Source organism: Bradyrhizobium sp. SK17 (genome assembly GCF_002831585.1).
Taxonomy (GTDB): Bacteria; Pseudomonadota; Alphaproteobacteria; order Rhizobiales; family Xanthobacteraceae; genus Bradyrhizobium.
Genome location: NZ_CP025113.1, coordinates 4,221,131 through 4,231,854 on the forward strand (window position 1 = coordinate 4,221,131; position 10,724 = coordinate 4,231,854).

9 protein-coding genes are annotated in these 10,724 nt (G+C 65.3%); 8 read left to right on the top strand and 1 reads right to left on the bottom strand.

Going from position 1 to position 10,724, the window contains the following annotated elements:
• The first annotated feature begins 165 nt into the window (after window positions 1-165).
• The 3 genes from CWS35_RS19335 (at window position 166) to CWS35_RS19345 (ending at window position 2,277) form a co-directional block, all read left to right on the top strand.
• The gene (locus CWS35_RS19335) at window positions 166-723 is read left to right on the top strand and encodes a carboxymuconolactone decarboxylase family protein (protein WP_100953170.1); all 558 of its coding nucleotides are present in this window, start codon (window positions 166-168) and stop codon (window positions 721-723) included.
• Between the two features lie 4 nt (window positions 724-727).
• Window positions 728-1,603, top strand: coding sequence for an SDR family NAD(P)-dependent oxidoreductase (locus CWS35_RS19340; protein ID WP_100953172.1), 876 nt, complete (start codon window positions 728-730; stop codon window positions 1,601-1,603).
• A 248-nt stretch (window positions 1,604-1,851) separates the two neighbouring features.
• On the top strand, window positions 1,852-2,277 hold the full coding sequence (locus tag CWS35_RS19345) for a GFA family protein (RefSeq protein ID WP_100956510.1): 426 nt from the start codon (window positions 1,852-1,854) through the stop codon (window positions 2,275-2,277).
• An 18-nt stretch (window positions 2,278-2,295) separates the two neighbouring features.
• Here CWS35_RS19345 and CWS35_RS19350 read toward each other — a convergent pair whose 3' ends face one another.
• Window positions 2,296-3,303: a LysR family transcriptional regulator gene (locus CWS35_RS19350; protein ID WP_244442141.1), complete on the bottom strand. Its 1,008-nt coding sequence runs from the start codon at window positions 3,301-3,303 to the stop codon at window positions 2,296-2,298.
• A 172-nt stretch (window positions 3,304-3,475) separates the two neighbouring features.
• On the opposite strand from CWS35_RS19350, the gene CWS35_RS19355 reads away from it, so the two are divergent.
• The 5 genes from CWS35_RS19355 (at window position 3,476) to CWS35_RS19375 (ending at window position 10,527) form a co-directional block, all read left to right on the top strand.
• Complete coding sequence (locus CWS35_RS19355) at window positions 3,476-4,408, top strand: ABC transporter permease (RefSeq protein WP_244442142.1); 933 nt, start codon at window positions 3,476-3,478, stop codon at window positions 4,406-4,408.
• Between the two features lie 93 nt (window positions 4,409-4,501).
• Window positions 4,502-5,527, top strand: coding sequence for a sugar ABC transporter substrate-binding protein (locus CWS35_RS19360; RefSeq protein WP_100953174.1), 1,026 nt, complete (start codon window positions 4,502-4,504; stop codon window positions 5,525-5,527).
• Between the two features lie 211 nt (window positions 5,528-5,738).
• Window positions 5,739-7,871 (top strand): SMP-30/gluconolactonase/LRE family protein, encoded by a 2,133-nt coding sequence (locus tag CWS35_RS19365; protein WP_311538623.1) that lies wholly within the window; start codon window positions 5,739-5,741, stop codon window positions 7,869-7,871.
• Window positions 7,871-8,992: an SMP-30/gluconolactonase/LRE family protein gene (locus CWS35_RS19370; RefSeq protein ID WP_100953179.1), complete on the top strand. Its 1,122-nt coding sequence runs from the start codon at window positions 7,871-7,873 to the stop codon at window positions 8,990-8,992. The genes CWS35_RS19365 and CWS35_RS19370 overlap by 1 nt, the downstream gene beginning before the upstream one ends.
• Window positions 8,989-10,527, top strand: a complete 1,539-nt coding sequence (locus tag CWS35_RS19375; RefSeq protein WP_245438575.1) for a sugar ABC transporter ATP-binding protein — start codon at window positions 8,989-8,991, stop codon at window positions 10,525-10,527. Before CWS35_RS19370 ends, CWS35_RS19375 begins: the two co-directional genes overlap by 4 nt.
• Window positions 10,528-10,724 lie beyond the last annotated feature (197 nt).

The window sequence follows — 10,724 nt, forward strand, 5'->3', positions numbered from 1 at the left end:
AGGCCTACCTGGATATCAGACTCACCTCGCGGTGTCCGACTCACCCGTTTTCGCGGGGGGTGGACTCAGCTCTACATTGGCCGGACAAGGTGCATTAGGTGGACGCGCCGGCAAGCCGGACGAAGCACGACGAACGACAAACAACGAAGAACAAGGGAGAGACGCGTGGCAAGGCTGCCCCTGATTGATCCGGAGACCACCGGCGGAGACCTCCGCGCCGCATTCGACCGCATGCCGGTCAAGCTCAATATCTTTCGCATGATGGCTCATGCCGAAGCCAATGCATTGCCCGTGATGCGGCTCGGCAATTCGATCCTGCACAAGCAGAAGCTCTCCGCGGTCAACCGAGAGCTCTTGATCCTGCAAGCCGCGCAGCTCGAGGGCGGCGCCCATGAATGGCGGCAGCATGTGCCGATCGCGCTCGGCGTCGGCGTCACCCAGGCGCAGATCGATGCGGTCGAGCGCGGCCACTACGACGATGCCGCGCTCAACGCGGCCGAGCGCGCGCTGCTCGGCTTCGGCCGCGAGGTGGTCGAAAAGGTGCGGGTCGGCGATGCCGCTTTCGCGGGTGTTCGCAAGCATTTCAGCGCTCAGGAAATCGTCGAGGCGATCGTGGCGCTCGGCTTCTACATGATGATGGCGCGGCTGACGGAAGCGACCGAGACCGATCTCGATCCGGCCGCCGGCATGGCGGTCTATGAAGGCGGCAAGAAGCGGAGTTGATGGGATGTCGGAGACTTCGCAAGAGACTTCGCGAGAGACCCGGCAAGATTCGAAGCCGGAGCGTTATGTCCGTCCGCTGAGCGCTGAATCCTCCGGCACCGCGCCGGGCAGGGGGCGCCTCCAGGGCCGCCGCATCCTGGTGGTGGGCGGCGGCCAGCGCGTGTTCGATGCCGCGACCGATCCGATCGGCAATGGCCGCGCCATGAGCCTGTTGTTCGCGCGGGAGGGCGCGCAGGTCGCGGTCGCCGACCTCAGCCGCGCCTCCGCCGAGGACACGGTCGCGCGGGTCGCGGCTGACGGCGGCCGCAGTTTCGCGATCGCCGCTGACGTCACCAGGGAGGCCGACGTCATCAGGATGATTGACGAAGCTCATCACGGGATGGGTGGGCTCGACGGCATGGTCCTGAACATCGGCACCTTCGGCAAGACCGGGCTCGACAATGTCAGCGCGGAAGAATGGAACAGGATCTACGACGTCAATGTCCGCGGGCCGATGCTGTGCTGTCGCGCGGCGTTGCCGAAATTCGACGACGGCGGCTCCATCGTCTTCATCTCCTCGATCGCGGCGCTGAAGGCCGGATCGCAGATGGCGGTCTATGATTCCTCCAAGGCCGCGCTCGGCGGGTTGATGCGCAACATCGCGCATGGCGGCGCGCGGCGCGGCATCCGCGCCAACCTGGTCTATCCAGGCCTCGTCGACACGCCGAACGGCCGCGAGGCCGGCGCCGGCCGGCCGTCGCGCGGCAAGGGCCACGTCCCGTTCGGCCGCCAGGCGACGGCGTGGGAGATCGCCTATGCCGTGCTGTTCTTCATGTCGGACGAAAGCGTCTATGTCACCGCGCAGACGCTCGCGGTGGATAGCGGGCTGAGCGGGCTCTAAAGCGGGATGAGTTCGAGTTGAATCGGCTCGGCGCGGCGTTGGCTCACCTCTCCCCGTCGGGGAGAGGTCGGCGCGAAGCGCCGGGTGAGGGCTCTTGGCCTTTCGATAGACCGTAGCTGGCGCGTTTTCGTCACGCCGAACCTTTGCGTTAGTTTTTCTCACAGGATGCGCGAGTTCTTGCCGGTTGTCCCATCTTAACTTTGCGGATAGGTCGAGGCGTGGGCGTGGTCTGGACAGGAGACGGCAACATGGCGGGCGATACGAACGTTCGGGCAGGTCAGTGTCATTGCGGGGCAGTGCGCTTCGAGGTGACACTCAGCGATGGCTTCAATTCGATCCGCCGCTGCACCTGCTCCTACTGCCGCATGCGCGGCGCCGTCGTCGCCATGGCGGAAATGGGTGGGATCAAGTTCCTGCACGGCGAGGACGCGTTGACGAGCTACCGCTTCCACACCGGATCGGCGCAGCACTTCTTCTGCTCCAGTTGCGGGATCTACACGCACCATCAACGGCGATCCGACCAGAGCCTCTATGCGGTCAACGTGGCTTGCCTCGACGGGCTGAGCCCGTTCGATTTCCCCGAGGTGCCGGTCATGGATGGCGTCAACCACACCAACGACACCGGCAAGCCGACGCGGCGCGCAGGTACGCTGCGCTTCATCCCGGCCGACTAGCCATCGCCATTCGCCTGACTACTCGGCGGCGAGACTGGTCGGGATCGGGACACCCACCCTGGGGCGCGCCTTCGCCGCACGCTGGGTCTTCTTGCCGAAGCGGCTGCCGGCCAGCAGCGCCGCCGCGGCGCGCAACTGCTCGCGCAGCCATTGATTGGTGGTGTCGCCCTCGGCGGTGGCATGCCAGTAGAGATAATTGACGTGCGGGCTGATCGGGAACGGGCAGGGGAAGCACTGCAACAGCCCGGGGTCTTCCAGCACCGAGGCGGCGCTTTCCGACGCCGTCAGCAGCATGTTGCTGCGGCTCACGACGTGGCAGGCGGTGGCGAAATTCTGGCAGGTCAGGCGAACGGCGCGCTTGAGGCCGAGGCGCTGGAACTGGAAATCCTCGAACGACAGGCCGCTGCGTCGCGACGTCACGCAGACATGCTCCATGCGCAGATAGGCCTTCTTGTCGAGCCTCTTGCCCAGCTCTGGATGGCCGCGCCGGGCGAACACGGCGATGTGCTCGGTCAGGATCTGCTCGCGCCGCACCTCGGTCGAGAGCGGCAGCAGCGTGTCGATCGCGACATCCAGCGTGCCGGCGGCGAGTTCCCGTTCCAGATTGTTGCGCTCGCTGCGCACCGTGGCGATCTCCACCAGCGGCGCGACGGCGCTGATGCGGTTCACCAGTGCGCTCAGCATCGGCGCCTCCAGATTGTTGCGCAACCCGATCACGAACCGCTTCGGCGTCTTGGCCGGATCGAACCGGTTGGTGTGGGTCAGCGTGGTCTCGAGGCCGTTGAGCGCCTGGCGTACGGTGGTGATGATCTGGCGTGCCAGCGGGGTCGGCGTCATCACGTGATGGCGGCGCACGAACAGCGGATCGTTGAACATCGCGCGCAGCCGGCTCAGCGCGTGGCTCACCGCGGGTTGGGTCAGATTGAGGCGGAAGCAGGCACGGCTGACGCCGCCCTCGGTATAGATCGCGTCGAACACCACGAACAGGTTCAGGTCGACGTCGCGCACATGCATGGAAATGATCAATCCGTATCCGTCGAATGCATTTGACGAATATGAGTTGGCGCTCTTAAAGTCTCAAGCAAAATAATACCTGGAGGAAACGATGAGCGTGCAATCGCCATCGCGCGGCGTTGCTGTCCCTGCGGCATCATCTCGCTCGGGCGCAATGTTTGCAAAGCCGAGCCAGGAGCAGATCGTGCTCCTGATCACGATCGCGCTTCTGGTCGTGTTCGGCCTGACGTTGAACGGTTTTGCCACCGTCTCCAATCTCTTGAATCTGTTGCGCAGCATTTCCATCCTCGGGGTGCTTGGCCTCGGCATGGGGCTGATCGTGATCAGCCGCGGCATCGACCTCTCCGAGGTCGCGATCATGGCAGGTTCCTGGGCTATCGCGCTGATCTACATGCAGAACGGCATGCCGGTGTTCACCGCGGTGCTGCTGGCGCTGGCGATCGCGGTGCTGATCGGCGTCGTCAACGGCGTGATGGTCGCCTTCGTCGAGGCGCCGGCGCTGTTCGTCACGCTGGCCGCCGGCTTCGTGATCTATGGTCTCGCGTTCTGGATCGCGCCGGCCTGGGTGGTCTATGCGCCCAAGGATGCGCCGGGCCTGATGTATCTCGGCGCCGGACGGCTGTTCGGCATCCCGGTTCCGATCCTGGTGTTCGCGGTCTGCGCGATCGCGATGCATTTGTTCCTGTCGCGCACCTCGATCGGCCGCTTCATCTATGCGCAGGGCGACAATCCGGAGGCCGCGCGATTGACCGGCATTCCATTGCGGCCGCTGATCGTGCTGGAGCACGTGCTGGTTGCAGTGCTCGCCTGGATTGCAGGCCTGGTCTGGGTCGGCACGACGGGCAGCATGCAGATGGCGATCACGCAGGGCACCATGATCTTCGACGTCGTGCTCGTCGTCGTGATCGGCGGCATCAGCCTGATCGGCGGCCGCGGCAGCGTGTTCAGCGTCGTGGTCGGCTGCGTCCTGATCGGCACGCTGCTCAACGCCTTTACCATCATGGACGTCAACAGCGAGGTGCAGAACATCATCAAGGGCGTGGTGCTGCTGGCGGCGATCGTGCTCGACAACTGGCTGCATCCCCGCGACGAGGAGACTGCGCGGCAAGGGGACTGAGACAAGGCGACTGACGATGCCTCGCGCCAAGAGCAACAAGAACAATCAGAACAATTCCAAATCAATCATCAGAATTTCTGTGTGGAGGAGACGATGAAGACGACCAAGTTCTGGACGATCCTGCTTGCCGGGGTGGCGGTTGCCGCGATGCCCTTCGCGGCGCCGGCGCAGGAGGAAGGCACCAAGGCCGGGCGCGAACTGCGCGCCGCCTACGACAAGGCGCTGCAAGGCAAGACCATCGCCTATCTGCCGATCGCGCTCGGCGTGCCGCTGGCCGACGAATGGGGCCGCGTGCTGCAAGAGGAAGCCGAATGGCGCGGCATGAAGTACAGCGTGCGCGATCCCAACAACAATCCGTCGGCGATGCAGCAGGCGCTCACCGCGCTGGTCGACCAGAAGCCCGACGTGCTGGTGGTGCAGAACCCGAGCGTCACGCTGCTGATGAAGGACCTGAAGCGCGCCGAGGCCCAGGGCACCCATGTGATCCAGGTCAACATGGCCTCGAACTACAAGTCGAGTGCCTTCGTCGGCGTCGACTGGCGCGAGATCGGCAGGATGCTCGCCAACGAGGCCGTCAAGGCTTGCGGCACCGGCTCCGGCAAGTCGGGCAAGGTGCAGATCGTGCAGGGCGAATTGACCGCGGCGGCCAGCGTCGACCAGGTCGGCGCCATCATGGAGGTCTTGAACAAGGATCCCAACATCAAGGTGGTCTCGAACCAGGCGGCGAACTGGGACGCCAACACCGCGCTCAACGTCACCGCGACGGTGATCCAGCAGCATCCTGATCTCTGCGCCTCGATCGGCTTCTGGGGCGTGATGCAATCGGGCGCGGCGCAGGCGATCCGCAATGCCGGCAAGATCAACGACGTCAAGGTGTTCGCCTCCGGCGAAGGCTCGCAGCTCGATTGCGACCAGGTCAATTCGGGCAATTTCTACAAGTTCCTGAGCTACAAGGCGACCGAGCAGGGCCACGATCTGATGTTCGCGGCCGAAACCCTGCTGATGTCCGGCGACAAGCCCGGCACCAAGAATCTGGCCTATTACACGCGTCCGGTCTGGATCGATAAGAGCAATGCCGCGCAAGGCGGCACCTGTTTCGCGCTACCGAAGAAGAACTAACAAGGCGCGAGGCAGCCGGCGCGGGGGGCATTCCCGCGCCGGCTGTATCAAGAGCACGATCCGGATGGCCTCGCGACCAACGCGAAGCATTTGCGGGCGACGTGCTCGATCGAGGGACGCGGTCGTGATGCGCCTGATCGCATCGTGATCCAGAGCATGGCCCGGAACGCGTGGATCATGCTCAATCAAAGGAAGTGCTCTGGCGATGTCGATGGCAGTTGATTCCGTTGCCGCATCGGTGCGGCGGTTCTCACCCCGGCTCCTGCTGTCGGAGCTGTTGCTGAAACAGTGGTTCGAGCCGGTCGTTCCCTTCACCGTGATGATCGGCCTGTGGACGTATTTCGCGCTCACCATTCCCGACTACGCCTCGGTGCAGAACTCGGTGTCGCTGCTGCGGCTGTTCGCCGAGTTCGGCTTCGTCGCGCTCGCGATGGGCTTCTGCCTCGTCACCGGCGGCATCGACCTGTCGGTCGGCGCGATCTTCGCGCTGTGCAACTTCGCGGCGCTGTATTTCCTGCTGGTGCGCGAATGGCCGGTCGGCCTCGCGGTGCCGGCGACGCTCTTGGTCGGCGCGCTGCTCGGCAGCATCAACGGCTTCCTGATCGGCTTCCTGAAGACCCGGCCGTTCCTCACCACGCTGGTGACGCTGATCATCCTGCGCGCCTCGGTCAATCTGCTCAACACCAGCTACGCCCAGGTGTTCGCGACCAACTCGGTCGAGAGCGATGCCTGGGATTTCATCGGCGGCGGCAGCGTGCTCGGCATTCCCATCAATGCGGCGACGCTGTTCGTGGTGCTGTTGATCTGCCACATCTTCCTGTCGCGCTCGCGCTATGGCTGGCATCTCACCGCGATCGGCGCCAGCCGCAAGGCGGCGCGCCATGCCGGCATCCGCGTCCGCCTGATGCTGTTCATGACCTATGTGCTGTCGGGCACGCTGTGCGCGGCGAGCGGCGTCTTCTATGCGGCACGCCAGGCCTCGACCGATTCCACCACCGGCGTGGGCTGGGAATTCCAGGCGCTCACCGCGGTGGTGCTCGGCGGCGTCTCGCTGGCCGGCGGCAAGGGCACGGTGTGGCGGGCGATGATCGGCGCGCTGATCATCTTCCTCTTGATCAACGGCCTCGTGCGCATGGGCATCCCGGGCTACGTCACCTCGGCGGTGACCGGCATGATCCTGCTCGCCGCCGTTGGCATCGACGTCAAATGGTCGAAGAACCGCGGCAAGGCGATCCAGAAGATCTATGTCAATCCGGCGTTCGTGCCGCTGGCCTCGGCGCCGGCGGTGCAGCCCGGCGCGGCATCGCCCTACGCACAGAACGACCGCCTGATCCACGCGCAGGCGATCGGGGTCGACCAGGTCGAGGGGCCCGAGGACGTCATCCTCGATCGCCAGGGCCGGCTCTACGGCTCGACCCGCGACGGCAATGTGATCCGCTTCTCCGGGTCCGACTTCAAGACCCGCGAGGTGTTCGCCCATATCGGCGGCCGGCCGCTCGGCATGCAGTTCGACCGCGACGAGAACCTGATCGTCGCGGTCGCCGGCATGGGCGTCTACGGCGTCGCGCCCGATGGCCGCATCTTCAAGGTTACCGACGAGACCAACCGCACCTGGTACAAGCTGAACGACGACTCGCGCTTGCGCATGGCCGACGATCTCGACATCGCACCGGACGGCAAGATCTATTTCAGCGACTGCACGACGCGCTACGAGATGACCACCAACACCCTCGACATCCTCGAGGGCCGGCCGAACGGCCGCGTGGTCTGCTACGATCCGGCGACCAAGACCACCCGCACGGTGATCAACCACTTCTATTTCCCGAACGGGATCTGCGTCTCCCACGACGGCAAGTCGATCCTGATCGCGTCGACCTCGCTCTGCAAGGTGTTCCGGCACTGGATCGATGGCCCGAACAAGGGCAAGACCGAAGTGCTGATGGACGAGCTGCCGGGCAATCCCGACAACATCAACCGTGCCTCCGACGGCACCTACTGGCTGGCGCTGGTCGGCATCCGCACCCCGACGTTCGATCTCGCCGCGCGCAAACCCGGCTTCCGGCTGCGCATGGTCAAGCAGGTGCCGACCGACGAATGGTTGGCGCCGGCGCTCAACCATGGCTGCGTGCTGAAGTTCAACGAGAAGGGCGAGGCGCTGGAATCGTGGTGGGACCCGACCGGAATCTCGCATTCGACCCTGACCTCGATGCGCGAGCACCAGGGCTATCTCTATCTCGGCGGGTTGGAGAACAACCGGATCGGCCGCATCAAGCTCGACGGCGTCGACGACAGCTGGACCGGCTACGATGCCTATTGGGGCGCCAAGAGCAGGGTGACGACATAATGGGATTCTTCGATCATCTGCTGCGCGATATCAGGAGCGTCATCGACCGCGACGGCGGCCAGAACGCGATCCCGCCGCTCGACGGCGCGCTGAGCCCGAACGACCGGCTCGACACCGCGGTGCCGATCGGCGAGCCGCTGCCCGGCATCGACGACGTGATCGCCGCCGGCGACGGCGCGATCTATGTCTCCGCGGGCCACAAGGTGCTGAAGCTCAGCGGCGCGGATCTCTCGACCCGTACGGTCGTGGCCGAGTTCGAGGACGATGCCGGCGGGCTCGCGCTGCATCCGGACGGCCGGCTCTTGGTCTGCGTCGCGGGCAGGGGCCTCGCCGCGATCGATCCCGCAAAGCCTTCGCCGCGCTGGCTGGAGACCGCCGGCGGCAGTGCGCTCACAGGGCTGCTGTCGGTCACGGCGGCGCCCGATGGCCGCATCTATGCGGTGGAAGGCAGCGCCGGACGCCGCCCGGACGAGTGGCGGCACGATCTGATGGAGAAGCGCGCCAATGGCCGCCTGATCGGCTGCGGCGCAGGGCTCGACAATCCGCAGGTGCTGCTGCGCGACCTGCCATATCCCTATGGCGTGTTGGTATCGGCCGACGGCAACAGCCTGTGGCTCACCGAGAGCTGGGCGCATCGCCTCAGCCGGTTCGCGCTCACGGCCAACGGGCTCGGCCCGCGCGAGACGATCGCGGCCAACATGCCCGGTTATCCGGCGCGGCTGCATCCGGACGGCCATGGCGGGCTGCTGCTCAGCGTCTTCGCTCGCCGCACCCATCTGATCGAGTTCGTGCTCAAGGAGGACGATTTCCGCGAGGAGATGATGGCGACGATGCCGCCTGAATACTGGGTGGCGCCGGCGCTGGTCGGCGGCAGCGATTGCCTGGAGCCGATGCAGATCGGCAGCGTCAAGGCGCTCGGCATTCAGAAGCCATGGGCGCCGCCGCGCTCCTACGGCCTGCTGGTGCATCTCGACGCCGAAGGCGAGGCAACCGACAGCCTGCACAGCCGCGCCGGCGGCCGCTTCCACGGCATCACCGCTGCTTGCGCCACGCCCTCGGGCATTGTGATCGCCGCGCGCGGCGGCGGCCGTCTGCTGCGCTATACGGGAGAGCTGCGATGAATGACGGCGTGATGCAGGCGGCTCCCGACAGCCCGGCCCAAGCCCGCGAGCCGGTGCTGCGGATCAGCAACGGCTCCAAGATCTATGGCGGCGTCCATGCCATCGAGGGCGTCAATTTCGATCTCTATCCCGGCGAGGTCCATGCGCTGGTCGGCGAGAACGGCGCCGGCAAGTCGACGCTGTGCAAGGCGATCGCGGGCGCGATCAATCTCACCTCCGGCGACTATCTGCTCGACGGCAAGCCCGCCAATTTCGAGCAGCCGCGCGACGCGCTCGATGCCGGCATCTGCATGGTCTATCAGGAGACCAGCCTGGTGCCGACCATGACCGCGGCACAAAACATCGAGCTCGGCAACGAGAAGCTCTTGACGCGCTTCCGTACCCTGAACATCCAGGCCCAGCAGTTGTTGCAGTCGCTCAACTTCCACGTCGATCCGGCGACACCGGTGGCGCTGCTCGGCACCGCCAAGAAGCAGATGGTGGAGATCGCGCGCGCGATCTACAACAAGGCGCGCATCATCATCTTCGACGAGCCGACCGCATCGCTGACGCCGGAGGAGATCGTCCATTTCTTCCATCTGGTGCGCGATCTGCGCGCCCGTGGCGTCTCGATCATCTACATCTCGCATGCGTTGGAGGAATCGCTCCAGATCGCCGATCGCATCACCGTGCTGCGCGATGGCAAGCTCGTCATCACCGCGCCTGCCAAGCAGCTCACCCGCGACGCGCTGGTGCAGCACATGGTCGGCCGCGAGGTGGCGCAGGCGGTCTATGGCGGCAAGGCCAACACCCATCAGCGTCGCGAGAAGGTGCTCACCGTCGAGAACGTCACCATGGGCATGGCGGTCAAGAACATGTCGTTCTCGGTCTATGCCGGCGAGGTGGTCGGCATCGCCGGCCTGATCGGCTCCGGCCGCACCGAGATCGCCAAGATCATCTACGGTGCGCTGAAGCGCAACCTGGTCAATGGCGGCACCATCCGGCTGCGCGGAAAACCGATCCGCTACCGGGTGCCGCGGCAGGCGATCAATGACGGCATCGCCTACATCACCGAGGACCGCAAGGCCAACGGTTTCTTCGAGACCATGGTGGTCGACGACAACGTCTATCTCGGCAGCCTCGCCACCAGGAAAGGCTGGAGCTTCCTGCTGTCGCGCGCGAAGCGCAGCAAGCTCGCCAATTACTGGGTCGAGCGGCTCAAGATCAGCGCGTTGCAGCGCAAGGCGCGGATCATCGAGCTGTCCGGCGGCAACCAGCAGAAGGTGGTGCTGGCCAAGACGCTGGTGCAGGAGCCGTCGATCATTTTCTTCGACGAACCGACCCGCGGCGTCGACGTCGGTACCATCCCGCACATCCACGGCGAGATCCGTCGGCTTGCCGACGAGGGCAAGGCGGTGGTGGTGATCTCGTCCTATCTGCCGGAGATCCTCGCGGTCTCCGACCGTATCCTGGTCGCCCGCACCGGCCGCATCGTCGCCGAGTTCGACGCCGCCGACGCGACCCAGGACAAGATCCTGTACGCCGCGGTGCATTGAGGGCGCGACGCGGGGCCTGCTCTCTTTCCATCGTCATTCCGGGGCTCGCGAAGCGAGAACCCGGAATCCATTGCGCCGCCGTTGGTGCGGCCCGATGGATTCCGGGCTCGACGCTTCGCGTCGCCCCGGAATGACGGAGATAAGCCGCATTCCACACTGTCATCGCCCGCGAAAGCGGGCGATCCAGTACGCCGCGG

Excerpts from the sequence above, each read along its gene's own strand:
- CWS35_RS19340 (WP_100953172.1), top strand. The coding sequence starts at position 728 with ATGTCGGAGACTTCGCAAGAGACTTCGCGAGAGACCCGGCAAGATTCG.
- CWS35_RS19345 (WP_100956510.1), top strand. The coding sequence starts at position 1,852 with ATGGCGGGCGATACGAACGTTCGGGCAGGTCAGTGTCATTGCGGGGCA.
- CWS35_RS19360 (WP_100953174.1), top strand. The coding sequence starts at position 4,502 with ATGAAGACGACCAAGTTCTGGACGATCCTGCTTGCCGGGGTGGCGGTT.
- CWS35_RS19365 (WP_311538623.1), top strand. The coding sequence starts at position 5,739 with ATGGCAGTTGATTCCGTTGCCGCATCGGTGCGGCGGTTCTCACCCCGG.
- CWS35_RS19370 (WP_100953179.1), top strand. The coding sequence starts at position 7,871 with ATGGGATTCTTCGATCATCTGCTGCGCGATATCAGGAGCGTCATCGAC.
- CWS35_RS19375 (WP_245438575.1), top strand. The coding sequence starts at position 8,989 with ATGAATGACGGCGTGATGCAGGCGGCTCCCGACAGCCCGGCCCAAGCC.